This is a genomic window from Lysinibacillus sp. FSL K6-0057, assembly GCF_038630885.1.
GTDB classification, from domain to species: Bacteria; Bacillota; Bacilli; order Bacillales_A; family Planococcaceae; genus Lysinibacillus; species Lysinibacillus fusiformis_F.
The window spans coordinates 4,236,275-4,252,187 of record NZ_CP152047.1; the positions used below are offsets into that span (position 1 = coordinate 4,236,275).

Annotated in this window: 17 protein-coding genes; 8 read left to right on the forward strand and 9 right to left on the reverse strand. The window is 36.7% G+C overall.

Annotated features, from left to right (window positions below; all coding sequences use genetic code 11):
* Nucleotides 1-76: 76 nt before the first annotated feature.
* A complete protein-coding gene (locus tag MHB40_RS21150) occupies nt 77-475 on the forward strand; it encodes a hypothetical protein (protein WP_205445525.1) in 399 nt (132 codons plus the stop codon).
* Nucleotides 476-525: 50 nt separating this feature from the next.
* Here MHB40_RS21150 and MHB40_RS21155 read toward each other — a convergent pair whose 3' ends face one another.
* The 4 genes from MHB40_RS21155 to MHB40_RS21170 all read right to left on the reverse strand — a co-directional run bounded on the left by MHB40_RS21155 (nt 526) and on the right by MHB40_RS21170 (nt 4,402).
* Entirely contained in the window at nt 526-1,437 is a 912-nt protein-coding gene (locus MHB40_RS21155; RefSeq protein ID WP_342533426.1) for a copper amine oxidase N-terminal domain-containing protein, read from the reverse strand.
* A gap of 665 nt (nt 1,438-2,102) precedes the next feature.
* On the reverse strand, nt 2,103-2,765 hold the full coding sequence (locus MHB40_RS21160) for a ribonuclease H family protein (RefSeq protein ID WP_342533427.1): 663 nt from the start codon (nt 2,763-2,765) through the stop codon (nt 2,103-2,105).
* Nucleotides 2,766-2,896: 131 nt separating this feature from the next.
* On the reverse strand, nt 2,897-3,244 hold the full coding sequence (locus MHB40_RS21165) for a YlbF family regulator (protein WP_205445530.1): 348 nt from the start codon (nt 3,242-3,244) through the stop codon (nt 2,897-2,899).
* Between the two features lie 15 nt (nt 3,245-3,259).
* Entirely contained in the window at nt 3,260-4,402 is a 1,143-nt protein-coding gene (locus MHB40_RS21170) for a DUF445 family protein (RefSeq protein WP_205445532.1), read from the reverse strand.
* 209 nt (nt 4,403-4,611) lie between these two features.
* Here MHB40_RS21170 and MHB40_RS21175 point away from each other — a divergent pair, with 209 nt between their 5' ends.
* From MHB40_RS21175 to MHB40_RS21190, 4 genes are all read left to right on the forward strand, one after another.
* The gene (locus tag MHB40_RS21175; protein WP_342534808.1) at nt 4,612-4,815 is read left to right on the forward strand and encodes a YheE family protein; all 204 of its coding nucleotides are present in this window, start codon (nt 4,612-4,614) and stop codon (nt 4,813-4,815) included.
* A gap of 172 nt (nt 4,816-4,987) precedes the next feature.
* Nucleotides 4,988-5,404, forward strand: coding sequence for a hypothetical protein (locus MHB40_RS21180; RefSeq protein WP_205445535.1), 417 nt, complete (start codon nt 4,988-4,990; stop codon nt 5,402-5,404).
* Between the two features lie 433 nt (nt 5,405-5,837).
* Nucleotides 5,838-7,157, forward strand: coding sequence for a hemolysin family protein (locus MHB40_RS21185; RefSeq protein ID WP_342443773.1), 1,320 nt, complete (start codon nt 5,838-5,840; stop codon nt 7,155-7,157).
* Nucleotides 7,158-7,339: 182 nt separating this feature from the next.
* Nucleotides 7,340-8,242 (forward strand): cation diffusion facilitator family transporter, encoded by a 903-nt coding sequence (locus MHB40_RS21190; protein WP_342533428.1) that lies wholly within the window; start codon nt 7,340-7,342, stop codon nt 8,240-8,242.
* 18 nt (nt 8,243-8,260) lie between these two features.
* Here MHB40_RS21190 and MHB40_RS21195 read toward each other — a convergent pair whose 3' ends face one another.
* Together MHB40_RS21195 and MHB40_RS21200 are read right to left on the reverse strand one after the other, a co-directional pair.
* A complete protein-coding gene (locus tag MHB40_RS21195) occupies nt 8,261-8,998 on the reverse strand; it encodes an effector binding domain-containing protein (protein ID WP_342533429.1) in 738 nt (245 codons plus the stop codon).
* A 65-nt stretch (nt 8,999-9,063) separates the two neighbouring features.
* Nucleotides 9,064-9,990 (reverse strand): YafY family protein, encoded by a 927-nt coding sequence (locus MHB40_RS21200; RefSeq protein WP_342533430.1) that lies wholly within the window; start codon nt 9,988-9,990, stop codon nt 9,064-9,066.
* A 555-nt stretch (nt 9,991-10,545) separates the two neighbouring features.
* On the opposite strand from MHB40_RS21200, the gene MHB40_RS21205 reads away from it, so the two are divergent.
* Entirely contained in the window at nt 10,546-11,667 is a 1,122-nt protein-coding gene (locus tag MHB40_RS21205; RefSeq protein ID WP_342441578.1) for a response regulator, read from the forward strand.
* 48 nt (nt 11,668-11,715) lie between these two features.
* Here MHB40_RS21205 and MHB40_RS21210 read toward each other — a convergent pair whose 3' ends face one another.
* Both MHB40_RS21210 and MHB40_RS21215 read right to left on the reverse strand, forming a co-directional pair.
* Nucleotides 11,716-12,363, reverse strand: a complete 648-nt coding sequence (locus tag MHB40_RS21210) for a response regulator transcription factor (RefSeq protein WP_004230823.1) — start codon at nt 12,361-12,363, stop codon at nt 11,716-11,718.
* 12 nt (nt 12,364-12,375) lie between these two features.
* A complete protein-coding gene (locus MHB40_RS21215) occupies nt 12,376-13,491 on the reverse strand; it encodes a GAF domain-containing sensor histidine kinase (RefSeq protein ID WP_054548662.1) in 1,116 nt (371 codons plus the stop codon).
* 188 nt (nt 13,492-13,679) lie between these two features.
* On the opposite strand from MHB40_RS21215, the gene MHB40_RS21220 reads away from it, so the two are divergent.
* Both MHB40_RS21220 and MHB40_RS21225 read left to right on the forward strand, forming a co-directional pair.
* The gene (locus MHB40_RS21220) at nt 13,680-14,105 is read left to right on the forward strand and encodes a disulfide oxidoreductase (protein WP_205445544.1); all 426 of its coding nucleotides are present in this window, start codon (nt 13,680-13,682) and stop codon (nt 14,103-14,105) included.
* Nucleotides 14,106-14,159: 54 nt separating this feature from the next.
* A complete protein-coding gene (locus tag MHB40_RS21225; RefSeq protein ID WP_342533431.1) occupies nt 14,160-14,999 on the forward strand; it encodes an RluA family pseudouridine synthase in 840 nt (279 codons plus the stop codon).
* A 47-nt stretch (nt 15,000-15,046) separates the two neighbouring features.
* Here MHB40_RS21225 and MHB40_RS21230 read toward each other — a convergent pair whose 3' ends face one another.
* Nucleotides 15,047-15,877 (reverse strand): aldo/keto reductase, encoded by an 831-nt coding sequence (locus MHB40_RS21230; protein WP_342533432.1) that lies wholly within the window; start codon nt 15,875-15,877, stop codon nt 15,047-15,049.
* Nucleotides 15,878-15,913 lie beyond the last annotated feature (36 nt).

Sequence of the window (15,913 nt, forward strand, 5' to 3'; positions counted from 1 at the left end):
ATGACAGAATATTCAGTTTAAATGTAGACAAACTATTTTTTTGTCATTATAATTTTCAGAAAAGGTGGTGTCGAGAATGTTTATTTTAAAAAATGGCAACTATACATCTGTTTCGAGCTTTATACATCAAGTAGAAGTAGCATTCCACCATTTTGATTTAGAGCGATGTGACGAAAAAACATTATACGTCACGGTAAAACTTAAATATGGCACACATAAAGTACTTTGTGATTTTATTTACATTGTTGACCAACAGGAAATCTATGGTGCTATCTCTATCAACAAGCATTATGAAAAAACAAGGGTATTTATTCAACAGCACTTCCAGCAATTTTTATTGTATTCAGATGAAATGACATTGGCCAAAAGCTTTATGAATACAGTATCCTTTAAACAATGTCTTCAGCAATTTGCGAAAAAGTATCCAACCTATATTTCCTCAAAAAGCCATTACACGCTAGCAATGGCTGAATAACTTCAAATAAAAATAGTATGCCAAGCACTGTTGGCATACTATTTTCTCAATTATTTTAAATATTCATCCACAAATTCAATAGGTACATATGTCTTTGTATCTTTCAAGGTCGGTGCAACTGTTAGTGTAAGTAATGCCTTATTATAGCCAAATGTTTTTTCTCCGCGAGTAATTGTGTAAGACATATTGCCCTTTGAAAGAATAGCCCCTTTACCTGTAGAGTCCACTTTGAAGCCAAGTTTTTCAGCGATCACGCGTAATGGCACCATTTTTGTACCAGCTACTTCGTAAGAATCTGATGCGATAATATTATCAATTTCTTCATTTACTGGATTCACCGTAGTTGCGGGATAATCGTCCAGTACAATCACTTTAGATGGTGTTGTTTGTGCTGGAATACTTTTAGTAGAGGCTGTATAGAAAACAACAAGGTGCTTCTCTGCTAAATCTTTAGCCTCTACCTTTTCACCTTTTACATCGAATAGCTCTGTATCTTTACCGATATTTAATTTTAAAATATCATACGTATTTGTTAAATCTTCAAAGAAATAATCAACTTCTACAAAGCCAACTTCCTCTGATTCAACAATGACAACCTCAGGGTTGAATTGTGGTGGATAAATATATTTTTGAGGTTTGTTAGCAAATGTATAAGCTAATACTTTATCACCTTTTTGAAGGTCCACTTTCTTACCAGTATTGTCAAACACAAGTGTATCCTTAGTAATTTCTAATACATTTGTTTGCTCGCCTTCTTTTACTGTGTAGTATGTAATATTTTCCCCAACGCGAACATCTTCCACAGTACCGCGAGTATCATTGAAAATATGTACAGGATCAATTTGTATTTGCGGTACCTCTGCTCCTGTAGAATGCTGCTCATTTGCTGAAGCTACCGGTACAAGGGCACTTCCAAATAATAATGCAGTCATAGCTGCAGGTGCTATTTTTTTCATGTTCATAAAATCTCTCCTTATTGTTTGGATTCATAGGAGTAGTAGCTTTAAAATGGAAAAAGTTTCAGTGTAAATAAGGATTTAATGAGAAAGAGGTGGCAGTATCTACTGTCACCTCTCCTTAGTGTTGAAAAACAAAACTGTCAATCGAAAGGTAGAAATGGATTTCCGTTGCAGGCTACTTGCTTTCCTGTGGGCGAGCGCCGAATCGCTTCCTCCGCTACCGCTCCGTGCAGGGCTTCGCCTGTCTCGCTATCCCACGGGAGTCAAGTAGCCCTCCACTTCAACCCACTGACTTTTTAGCAAAGGTTTTCAAATAAAGTGAAGGTTGTCACGCATCACTTCGCCACATTGAAAATAAGAGCCTATCCCCTCTAAGAATACAGTTAATGGGCGATTTGATCGCTATGCTACTATGAAAAAAAGTAAAGACACTTTTGCAGAATGGTTGATTGGAGTGGAGCCAGCGTCACTCCTAGGGGATTTAGCGTCACAGAGGAGACCCTGGAGCGAACGGAAGTGAGTGAAGCGGCTCCTCGGACGCCCCCTGGAAAGGATGCTGGCGGAACGGAAATCAACCCCTCACCTTGCAAAGTTGCTTTTTCTACCGTTAACATCATCTTTTTTCAACAACATGAAGAGGTGGCAGTATCTACTGTCACCTCTCATTATTAATCTTTTACAATCTCGCTCAAGCCTGTAATATCTATGCCATTTAATGCTTGTGTAGCAAGGCGGTCCGCTTCTGAATTATCCTTACGTGAAACAAGCTGGTATTCTGCTTGGATGTGAAGCTGCTCTAATTTTGCATCAATTTTATCTGCCCAGCTTGCTAATTCCTTTTCCAATGCTGGCCATTCTCCATTTAGCTGATTGATGACCACTTGTGAATCTCCTATAATACGAACAGGTAAATGATGGACATTTAACAGTTCAAGCTCTACTAAGCCTAAATAAAGCGCTGCATACTCTGCCTCGTTATTTGATTTCAATTCAGACGAAAACGCATTTCTTCTTAAACGTAAAGGTTTACCATTTTGTTCATAATAAATAGCGCAGCCTAGTCCTGTTTGCCTTGTCCCACGATCAAAGCCTCCATCAAAATAGACCGTAATATTATGTGGCTCTGTATCAATTTCCTTTAAGTATGCTTTTAGCTCTTTAAGTGACCAATTTGTATCTTGTCGATCAACGCAATGTATCGATTTTACCCTTCCCGTTCTTTCCATATCCTCTGCAAGTAATAGTGCTTGAGCTGCAGGCATTTCAGTTGAACGTAAAACCGTTGTTGCTCCTTTTGGTGTTTTATAGGTCCATTCAATGATGACATGCATAATCATAACCTCCAATACTCTCTAATTGGTACATAAAGTAAAAACGTGTACCGACCAATAACGGATACACGTTTTCCTCTTACTTGTTATATGTGCAATTCCTAGAAAAATTATTCCTTTTTACATTGCAATCATTGAATTCCTTCATATAAACCTTGGATAGGTTTTATTAAAATACGATTTACTTCTTCGATTACTTTACTAAGCTTCATTTCCGCTTCAAGCATCGTTGAAATTTTTTCATTTTGCTGTGCAAGCTGTGCCGCTTTTTGTGCATAGACAAGCTCATCTTCCAAAATATCCTCACCAGCTAATTGCTTTTTCTGTAACTCGATTTGGATTTTACGGAAGTTTTTAAAGACATTTAATGCCTCTTCATCATGTTTAACAACTTCAACAGCAGCTTTTAATGCTTCAAATTCTGGAATCTTACGGAAAGTTGCCTCTAGCGCATTAATGTCATTATAAATATTAATCATTCATACAATCTCCTTTTAAATAAAGTAAACTATCAAGCCTTGCACAATCCCAATCAATCCACCAAGCACCGCACCTAATACGGTAATCATTTTAAACTCACGTTTTGAAATACCTAATACAAGCTCCTCTAATTTCTCTACTGGGAATGAGTCCACCTGCTCTCGAACGACCTCTTGTAAATTTAAACGTTTTAGTACATCCTCAAGTTTTTCCTCTGCCTTCACAAAAGCTTTTTCTATCACTTGTGGGATCACGGTATACTTCGCCCACTCATTTCCTTCAGGCCAATAATAAGAAATCGGCTGATTTAAACGTTCTGAGATGGCTAATTGCTCTTTCACGTACACTTGTAATTTCGATAAAATGGGTTCAAATTGAACATCTTGCAAAAAGTCCATAGCTGGTCGATCTTTGAATTTTTCCCATTCCTGTGTAAATATTTTAGTTAGTAATGTTGTCGTTCCTGGTGCTTGTAAAAATTTCACAAGCTCACGTTGAACTTTCCCAACAAGTGAGGAGGAATCACCTAAGAACATATTAATCATGCCACCAAGAGACCCTTTTGATGATAAAAAGTCATCAATCATCGCCTTAATCGTCATTTCGCCTTCAGGTGATAAAAAATAATCCTCGCCTTTTTCTAAAATATGCTGAACCGCTACTGGAATTTTAGCATCAATCGTATTTTGAATATCATCAGATAACAGCGTACGAATTGATTTTGTTGATAGTGTATTCTTTACTGACGAAAATTGTCCCTCAACAATCGCTTCAACCTTCTGCTCAATGGTAGCAGGCATATGCGAAAACCCCGCTAAGTTTAGCCAATCCTGAATTGTTTTGTCGTTTGTAAAGATTGTTTCTTCAACTTTTGTTTGCACAAAGTGTTCTACTTTGTCCTGAATATCCTTTGAGAAAAATTTCTTTTTAAATGTTTCAGGAGTTAGCAAATAATTTACTACTGTAAGACCAAGCTGTTTCGCTAATTCATCACGTCGTTTTGGGATAAGACCTGGTGTAAATGGGAGACGCCAGTTTTTAATGTATATTGCATTATGTGGACGAAAAAGCATTTTAATGGCTAAGTGATTTGTTACGCCCCCAATTGCAGCTCCAATTATAGCCATAAAAAGTAATGTCACTATAAAATTATCCATTAGTATCCTCTCATTTCAATTGTATTCACAATTGGCGTATTTTGTCGCCTTCTGCACTCATTATAGCAGAGCAAGGATTTTCAACGAAAGAAATACCCCTTTAGAATTTCAATCACACCCTATTCACTTCTATCGAGAAGTGAATAGTTGCAAAATTATCGTTCTACTTAAATAATATGAACTACATACTATAGAAACGAGGTTTGATGATGATTCAGCATTTTAGTTTTAAACCACTATTTGAAAACACTCAACTACCAGGGTGGGCCATTTCATTTTTTTATAAACGAGAACGATACCAAGCGGAATATTTAAAGGATGGTACGATTCAGTGGATAGGAGCCATTCCATCAGACGAAGAGGATGTTAAAAAAATGATACATGAGCTTATGCTTTTCCATGTATACGATTAAAATTTGTAGTCACTTTTTCGCCCTAATCCCGCACAAAAATACCTATATTTACTATAAATAGCACGTCCTTTAAGCTATTTATGTTGAATCATGTTGAAATTTGTATATTTTTCTTATACATTTATGATATCAGCTTATATAGTAAATGTTTTTTATGCAGGGGGCCATTTCAATGAGTAAAGTCACACTTTCGGATGACTTAAATAGCTATAATTCAAAAGCGTTAATTCGTGTAAAAGTAAAAGAGTTGTTTTCAGAATTTTCCGCTAAAATATTCGAACTAGCGGATGAAGCGGGGGCTGTTAATAGTAAAAAATTCGAGGAACTTTCTGGCTATAAAAGCGACTTTTACAATGAGTATTGCAGTCAATTAAAGGGCTTGTTTGATTCTTCTGCTAGCTCCTTCGGCAAGAAATCGATCAAAACGTTCTATTTGGCGTACAACAATAAGAACTATGTTCTAACACAGCAAGGTATTACAGAAAAAGCACCTGTCTCTATCGCACCGTTTACAGGTGATATTCCTTTAAAGGAAACCGTTCATGATGTTGAGAAAGCGTGCTTAAAATTACGCTTCCAACAAGAATAGTAGTGATGGTAAACGTTTAGAAAGGGGGAGTCTCAAATGAATATTGAGACTCCCCCTTTAGCTATAAAAAATAATTCATTTAAAAAAATCCGCAAGCTAAAGCACTCTTGAGATTTTTGACGTGTCGTATTATATGAGATGCAAAATGCTTCTTTCCCTAAACAAACTATCTTTGCTCTTTTTAAAGTTAGCATATAGCAATAGTAAATACAATCTTTTGATATTTGAATCTAGCTACTTTTTTTCAAAAAGATACGTGAAAAACAAGCGAAAAAGTTGTTGTCAATATTTGTGTTTTTCTTTTAAATAACTTATTATTGAAACATCCAACAATTTTTTAAATCATAGGAGGTGTACACTTTGTTTACTTCCCTCATTTGGGCGGGAACAAAGGAATTATTTGGACGGAGACATATTGGAGATAACCATTAGGTTGGCGGCATTCGCCCTACTAATTATAATGACAGGATTTTTCGTTGCAACAGAATTTGCAATTGTTAAAGTGAGAACTACCCGCATTGATCAATTGCTCGCAGAAGGGCATAAGAAAGCGAAAAATGCAAAACGTGTTGTTTCAGATTTAGATGAGTACTTATCTGCATGTCAGCTAGGTATTACCATCACTGCACTTGGTTTAGGTTGGTTAGGTGAACCTACATTTGAAATCATACTGCACCCAGTGTTTGAATTTCTAAATTTGAATGGTAGTATAACATCTATCCTTTCATTTATACTTGCATTCTCAATCGTTACGTTTATGCATGTTGTTATTGGGGAATTGGCGCCAAAAACATTAGCCATCCAAAAAGCAGAATTTGTCACATTAAACTTTTCTGGCGCATTAATTTTATTCCACAATATTACGTATCCGATCATTAAGTTATTAAACGGATCTGCCCGCGGTTTAACAGGTCTTTTTGGCTTAAAAATGATGTCAGAATCAGAAGTGGCTCATACAGAAGAAGAGTTGCGTATGATTTTATCGGATAGTTTAAAAGGTGGGGAAATTAATAACTCAGAATATGAATATGTTAACAGTATTTTCGAGTTCTCAGATCGTCTTGCAAAAGAAATCATGGTTCCTCGAACTGAAATCGTCGGCATTGAAAAAGAGCTTACGATTAAAGAAGTTTTTGATTTAATGGGTGTTGAGCAATATACTCGTTATCCAATTCTGGATGGAGATAAAGATCATATTATCGGCTTAGTTAACATGAAGCATTTATTAACCGCTTACATTAAAGATTCCAAAAATGGTGATAAGCCAGTCATTGATTATATGCAACCTATTATTCGAGTGATGGAAACGACGCAAATTAACGATTTATTACTAAAAATTCAACGTGAACGTATTCATATGGCCATTTTAATGGATGAATATGGCGGAACATCTGGTTTAGTGACGATTGAAGATATTATTGAGGAGATTGTCGGCGATATTCAAGATGAATTTGATGAAGACGAAATCCCGGAAGTACAAGAAATTGCAGAAAATCATTTTATTTTAGATGCTAAGATGCTTCTTGAAAATGTGAATGATATGCTAGGTACTGACATAGAAGATGATGATATTGATACTATCGGTGGTTGGTTCATGACGAAGCGTTTTGATGCGGTCGAAGGAGACAGTATTCAAGAGCAAGGTTTTGAATTTATCGCAAAAGAATTAGATGGTCACCATATTTTATACTTAGAAGTTCTGAAATTACCTAACAGTGATTTATCAAATGAATATGACGCAGTCATTGATTAAAATTGAATTGTCTGGTCGTGGTACTTTAAAAAGCACGCTTGTATAATTCAAGCTATAAATATGGTCTTTCCTTCACACCTTATATAGGTGGGAGCAACTACCGTAATAAATAGATGAAAGCGACTCCCTTTTAAAAGGGGGTCGTTTTCTAATGTCCGAAAGTTTTGCGAGGAGGAAACAAAATGGAGCTCTATACAAATTTACGTCAAGGGGAAAAAGGTGCATGGCTATCCATTGGTACATATCTAATCCTCAGCTCTGCCAAGCTTACAATAGGCTACATTGGTACATCTGAGGCGTTGAAAGCAGATGGTTTAAACAACACCACTGATATCATTGCATCTATCGCCGTATTGATTGGATTACGTATTGCCCAAAGACCACCTGATTCCAACCACCAATACGGACATTTACGTGCTGAGACTGTTGCTTCTTTAGTAGCATCGTTCATTATGCTCGTTGTTGGTCTTCAAGTATTAGTTAGTTCTTTAAAAAGCTTATGGGCGCCTACTGGTACAACACCTTCTCTGTTAACTGCATATGTAGCAATCGGTAGTGCCGCTGTCATGTATGTGGTTTATCGTTATAATTTAGCACTGTCTAAAAAAATTAAAAGTGCCGCTGTTAAAGCAGCCGCCTTTGACAATCGCTCTGATGCACTTGTCAGTATCGGTACAGCTATTGGAATTTTTGGAGCCATTTTCGGCTTCCCAATCATTGATTCACTTACAGCTCTCATTGTTGCCTTTTTAATTATTAAAACAGCAGTAGAAATCTTTTGGGAAGCTGTTCAAAGCCTTACAGATGCATTTGATATTGATGAAGTTGAAACGTTATCGGTCTTAATCCGGAACGTAGACGGAGTAATGGAGCTTTTAGACTTTAAAGGACGTGCACATGGCAATATGTACTTCATCGACGTTACTGTCACAGTGGATCCTTATTTAAATGTCTTTGAAAGTCACCGCATTACAGAAGAAATTGAGCATACCATTATGCGTGAAAATCGCTTTTGTCAGGTTCTCGTGCATATTGAGCCACATATAATCCCTCCACAAAACGACGATAAGTCTCCTACCAATTGATTGGTAAGAGACTTATTTTTATTTAATAGCTATATAAATATCCACTTGTGATTCGTGTGGGTTAGCGCATCGTTCATCATAAAGTTCAAAGTCGCCTGTGTATGTTCGTTCAACTTTAGAATTTGCAAACCACGCCCAAATTTCTTGCCAAGTTTGAATGACAACGTCTGGCATTGTTCCTTTATCAGATGTAAAAACTAAATACTTAGCTGCCGGAATCATTTTCACTACTAAATCAGCTGGAATGTTATCATTATTTACCTCTACACCAAGTGTAATGTTGTAAATACCATTCACATCCGTTTCATAGTCCGAATACAAGCCATAGACATTACCATTTTTTGGCTCTGCTATTTTGCCCGCAATATTTTGCTGATAAAAGTGATCCCATAATTGCGGAATTTTAGCTTGTTCTGTTATTTCATTTGCATTACTTGTTTGAGTTGAAATGCCTACGATATTAAATGCGTTCAATTCAACCACTTTTGGTTCTTTCCACTCATTTTTTCTCCATCGCTTTAAACTTGGCAAAAAGGAAGTCAGCATATTACGTGCCTCGTTTTCAGACATACCATCTTCCTTAAGATGTGGTACACAAATTTCAATCATTTCTTCCACTGTTAAATGAGGTTGTTTAAACTCGCCTCCCTCATAACAATATGTACAATAATCCTGACTTTTGTCCCCTTCCTTTTCAGTGCCCAATAACGCCTCGTCTACTAAAGGCATACCACAGCTTTGACAATAGCTTTGCATCGTCATTCCACCTTTCGCTTTATTTGTCCTTACTATACCAAAGGAAACCTGACAACTGTCTGTCATCAATTGTCTAGATTTTTATATAATTGAACAACTTCTTGTGCGCGTTTTTGAATAATATCTCTTATATAAAGTGGTTCAATGATTTTAATGCGATGCCCAAAGCTGAGCAAGAAGCCATAAAGCCATTCATCTTCGGGTATAGCTATATTAATCATAGAATAGTCATGGTCTATATGTTCTGCACCAAAGGATTCCTCCACCAATGTCGTGATGTCTTTATCAAAAGAAATGACTAAATCGACTACGTTTTGTGGTCTATGCCATTCTTTCCCCCAAGGAAGTTCACTTAAATTCACTTCCTTCCGCTCAAAGGTAGAATCAACTTGTAGTAAGTTTTTCATTCTCGCAAGCTTAAATAAACGAAAATCCTTTCTTAATGTACAATAGCCATATAAATACCATATCTTACCTTTTTGCACAATTGTATGTGGTTCAACTATTCGACTTGTTTGCTCCCCATACGTAGTAGAGTAATGAAAGCTTATACAATGCTTACGCTCTATAGCTTTCTTTAGTGTCGTAATATGCTCTTTAAAAAGAACGTTTGGGCCCCACGGACTAAGATCGACAAATAGGTGGTCCATTGATTGTTTTACATGATCATCAGCAATACTCGTTATTTTCTCAAGCACAGCTTCAGCGTGGGCATCTTCATAAGTAGTCAAAGCACTTTTAATCGCAATAGAAAGTGACGTCAGCTCGTCCTTCGTCAACACTTGCTTATCAACACGATAGCCATCGATTAAACTGATGCCACCATTTACACCTTGTTGACTAATAACAGGTACACCTGCACAGCTCAGTGTTTCAATATCTCGATAAATTGTACGAACGGAAACATTAAACAGCTCTGCTAATTCCTGAGCCTTCACCTTTTTACGGTTGATTAAAATCATCGTCATTGTTAGAAGACGCTCTAATTTCATGGTAAAATCTCCTTTCATGCTATCCCATTATTCCTATATACACTTCTATTTTAATTAATATCCTATCTTTTTAAGTATTTTTTAAGTACTTTTTGAGTATTTTTTAAGACAAATGTACTATAATAACGCCTAATTATTGTTACAACAATTATACTATTTTAGCAATATAAGAAAAAACAAGGCTTATGCCCCTATTCAACTTTCATTCCAAATACTATGTTGTTTTATTTTTGTATAAGAATAGTTTGATTTAAACGCCTAAACAATTATTTCAATTCTCTTAACACAACATACAAAACTTTTATCTTCTATATATTGAACGGCGAAACTTTCTTTGAATGGATTTGACGTGATGTAACAACACACATCAGGATTCATGGACTCTCACCTGTGGAAGTACTACAACACAAATTGCTTTTTCTAGTATCAAATTTTTAATAGAAAAGTTGAGTGATATCCACTTTTCTTGCCCTTCACTATATATAGAAAGCCTTTTCACCCAAAATGAACTAGAGTTTAATGTTTTTAATTTAATTGTAAAAAGGAGAGTTTGATGTGATTCGAGCCGTTTTAATAGACAATGAACCTTTAGCTTTACACTATTTTCAAAGTAAACTACATGCCTTTCAACAAATACAGGTGATTCAAACCTTTACAAGTGTAGAAGTATTTCTGAACGAGTTGCCGACTATGGAGTTTGAGGCTATCTTTTTAGAGGTAAAACTTCAAGAATTATCAGGACTTGAAGTAGCTGATATTATTAAAACAGAGCGTCCACAAGTCAGTGTTATTTTTATTACCTCCTATCATGAATTTGCATTACAAGCCTATGAGATTGGTAGTCTTGACTATGTATTAAAGCCTATTAGTCATGCCCGTTTAGAAAAAACAATAGCCCGTATTGAGCATGAATTTTCTATACAGCAAATGCTTCAACAAGCTACACAAACTTTATTAAATGTACAGTGCTTTGATCAATTTGCCGTCTATAGTAACAATAGTTTAGTGGCATTTAAAACTGAAAAAACGAAGGAATTGTTTGCTTATTTTATTTTGCACCCAAATATACCGATTCATCGCGATTATTTAATTGAAATTCTATGGCCAGATTTAGATTATGTGCGGGCCAAATCCAATCTTCATACGGCTCTTTCCTATTTAAGGAAAACTTTAAATACAATTGGCTATGAAAACTGTATTGTCTTTTCAAATAAATACTATATCTTTGAAAGGCCAAATATTGTGTGTGATTTATACGATTTTCAAAAACTTCATGAAGATTTTTCACGACTGGAATTCCCCTCTATTTCTTTGATTAATCAATGTCTTTCTATTTATAAGAATGGCCTTTTTGTTTTTGATGATTATGAATGGTCAACTGCCTATAAGGATAAATTAATGAAATCATACATAGAGTTATTAGAAAAGGGATTTCAAACAACGATCTTTTCAGATACTGAAAGAGCGATGGAATTTTTACATGCATTATTAGAATATGATCCATACAATGAACAAAAACTTGAGCACTATTTATATACGTTAATACAGGCGGGGCTTCATGAACAGGCGCATAAAATTTTCCAAACATATAAACAAAAACTAGAGGAAGATCTAGCACTAACACCAAGCTCTACATTATTAGAGATATCAAAAAAACTATTTGTTCAACATAAATAATGTAAAAAACGGCGAGTGCTACTATGTGAGTAGAAGCTCGCCGTTTATTTACATACCGCTACCCTCAGTTAGCCCGTGCTTAACAGCATATAGCGCTGCCTGGGTACGGTCCTGTACTTGTAGCTTTGTAAAAATATTTGAAATATGGGTTTTCACCGTTTTTTCTGTGACAAAGAGTGAGGATGCAATTTCCCGATTACTCTTGCCCTTGGTGAGCTCTGCTAGCACATCCTGCTCACGAGGTGTCAGCGGATTTAATAAATGGGGGGCATTCTGTGACTCTTGGCGATCCATTTCAAGCGTTGTCGTTGCTTCAGGATGCAAAGTGTTTTCGCCACGCATTATACGACGAATGGATAAGACCAATTCATCTGGCTCGATATCTTTTAGCTGATAGCCCGCCGCTCCTGCCTCCATTGCTGGGACCACATGATCTCGATCAGAAAAGCTAGTAAGCATTAAAATTTCTATTTGCGGAAACTTTGCTTTGATGCGTTTAGTTGCCTGAATGCCATCCATTTCAGGCATGACTAAATCCATTAAGATAATATCTGGTTGGATGCTTTCCGCTAATGCTACGGCTTCATGCCCATTTTTCGCCTCTCCAACAACTTCAATATCCTTTTGTGTCTTTAAGAAAAACAGTAGTCCTCTTCGCACTACGTGATGATCGTCTGCAATTAATACACGTATCATGTCCTCTCCCCCTTAATACGGCAAGCGGATTAGCAGCTCCGTACCTTTGCCAATTTCACTTACCCAGTCAGCAGTTCCACCCACTGATTTTGCACGATCCTTGATAGATTGTAAGCCCATCGACAGCAACTTTGTATTGTTATCAATAACAAAGCCTCGTCCCTCATCACGAATAACCAACAATATATCTGTTGATGTAACAGTAATATACAATGCTGCCTCTAATACACCTGCATGGCGACGTACATTATTTAAAGCCTCTTGCGCTACGCGAAATAATGTTTCTTCAATACGTGAGGGAAATTGCAATACACCTGAAACCGTAACATGTAGTTTCAAGCCAAGCATTTCAGCATATACTTTCATGGCCTCAAGTAAACCATTTTCTAACCCTTTAGGTCGCAGTTGCCAAATTAGCGCACGCATCTCTGTTAGTGCATCTTGTGTTAAATGCTGAATCTCTTTAAATGTTTCTTTTACTTCACAATCATCCGTCATCTCAATGCCAGCTCTTGCTGTTAACGTGACTGAGAAGAGTAGTTGATTGACTGAATCGTGTAAATCACGAGCTAGACGATTACGCTCCTTCACAAGTGCCATTTCCTGCTCCTGCTTTGTCAGTAAAATTCGCTTAATAGCCGACCCCATCTGAAAGGCAACTGATTCTAATAAAGCTAGCTCCTCCTCTGAAAAGCGCACTGTATCCTTAGATGCGACATTTAATACCCCAAAACGTTCTTGTCCTGATTGTAGAGGTACTGTCGCATGATGTGTAATTCCTTCATGATCCCCAACATTTGCGGCTATGGCACTTTCAATACGCTGACACTCGATAATATTGGAGGCTTTTTTTAGCTCTTCATTGCGATAACGTGATACACACCAACAGCCACCCTTTTTTAAATAATGACAATTGTTATATTCTAATGCCTCTGGTAAATTTTCATGGACAACAAGCTCTGAGCGCCCCTTTGCATCAATAAAAAAAATCCAGCCTGTTTCAAAGTTGGTGCCATTTAAAAATTTGATGAGTGCACCTTTTAGCATTGTGACAATTTCAGTTTCTTCATTTAATAGTTCAGCAATTTCTTTTAAAATACTGATATTGGAATGCTCATTCTCCCTCACGAAAACACCTCTTCTTTAGCATTACTATTGTTAATGATACCATTAAGCTATTGAAAGCGTCTGCTTCCGCCGTTCATACTTTAGACTGAATTTCATCACATACCTTATTTTGTGTAAGTTGATTTACATATAAAACTAGAACCACTATAATCGAACAAGGACATGGTTTTATGAAGGGAAGATTGGATATGTCTAAAAAAGAGGAAAATGGCTTATTATTTATTTGGATTGTTTCTGCTATAGCAACGTTAGGTTCTTTATATTTTTCTGAAATTCGTCACTATGAACCTTGTAAATTATGTTGGATTCAACGTATTTTTATGTATCCAATTGTTATTATGACGACAGTAGCATTTATACAAAAAAATGCACGTATTGCTGTCACAACAGCTGTATTTTCTGTCATTGGCGGCAGTATTTCACTTTACCATTACGGAATTCAAAAGCTTAGCTATTTAGCTGAAAATGCCCCTTCCTGTGGCGCAGTTTCCTGTACAGGACAATATATTAACTGGTTAGGCTTTATTACGATTCCGTTTTTAGCATTAACTGCATTTATTTTAATCGCAGGGGCAAGCTTTTATTTAATAAAAGCTTCTAAAGCTGCAAAATAATCGGAAGACCGTGTTCTACCTTTGGAATACGGTTTTTTCTACGGAGGAAGATCTATGTTTCATTATGAAATCGCTGAAGATAACTTAAGTGTGGAAGAATTGCTACGTAATCAGTGGCAACTTGGTAAAAAGCTCGTTCATGAATTGCGTATGGCCAAAGCTGTCACATTGGCAAATGATGAGCTGATTCAATGGAAAACACCTTTACAAACTGGAACAATTATCAAATTTACGTTTCCTATTCCAACATCTAGCTACAAACCAACACCTGTATGTGCTATTGATGTAGTCTATGAGGATGACCATTGTTTAATCGTATCGAAGCCAAAAGGTATGGCAACACATCCTAATGATGCTCGTGATACACATACATGTATGAACCATGTCATGGCACATATCAAAGAACAAGGTGGTATTTATGCTGAGCATGTTCATCGTCTCGATAAAGGGACACAAGGCTTATTACTAGTTGCAAAGCACCCTTTAGCAAAGTCCATTTTTGATCGAATGATTGAGGAAAAAACCATTATTCGTACGTATGCAGCAGAAGTGCAAGGTAATTTACGAACAGCTTCTGGAACGATTGCTGAACCAATTGGCAAAGACCGCCATCATGCCACAAGACGTGTTGTATCTAAAACTGGACAGCATGCTGTAACACACTATGAAGTGGTGGCCCGCTACAAAAATTCCTGTGTTGTTCATCTTATACTTGAGACTGGACGAACACATCAAATTCGTGTACATTTAGCCTATATCGGCCATCCAATTATTGGGGATACTATGTATGGTGCACGAGAAACAGCAAGTGATGACTACGAACTGCATGCCATTCAATTAGAATTTGAACATCCATTTTTAAATAAACGAATTATCGTCAAGGACGAGCAATAAGAAAAAAGATCCCGCCTCTCTGTTGGAGAGCGGGATTTACTCATTTTCTAAAAATCGAATTTGAAATGATCTGGATTTTGCCCAAAACGTTGGTTACGATTTAATGTTGCCATTTTCTCCATTTGTTCTTGTGTTAATTCAAAGTCAAAAATCTTTGCATTTTCCTCAATTCGGCTCGGTGTCACTGATTTTGGAATAACGAGTGTATCATTTTGTAAATGCCAACGTAGCACTACTTGAGCAGGGGTTTTATCGATTTCTTGCCCGATTTCAATAATGGTAGGATCCGCAAGTACACCTCCGCGTCCTAGTGGTGACCATGCCGTAACAGCAATTTGATGTTCACTGCAAAATGCGCTTAATGGCTGCTGCTGTAAATATGGATGCATCTCCACTTGATTGACCATTGGCACGATATTTGCCTTTGCTAATATTTTTTCTAAATGATGCTCATGATGATTCGATACACCTGTTGCGCGAATTAATTTTTCATCGTAAAGGCGTTCAATAGCTCGATATGTTTCTTCAAATGTTTCTGGGACAGCCCAATGAGTTAAATATAAGTCTAGGTAATCCATATTTAAATTCTTTAGCGAAACCTCAAAAGCACGTAATGTTGCATCATATCCTTGGTCATTATTCCATACTTTTGTTGTAACAAAAATATCTTCACGATGAATGCCTGAATGACGAATTGCTTCTCCTACTTCTACCTCATTCCCATATAAGGATGCTGTATCAATAGCTCGATAACCGTATTGAATTGCTTTATCAATAGCCTGTAATGTTTCCTCACGTTCTGTCATTTTGTAAACACCTAAGCCAAAACGAGGCATTTCTATACCATTTAATAATGTTTTCGTTGATTGTAAATTCAAAAAGCACAACCCCTTTCTTTTCCTAGTACCATTATA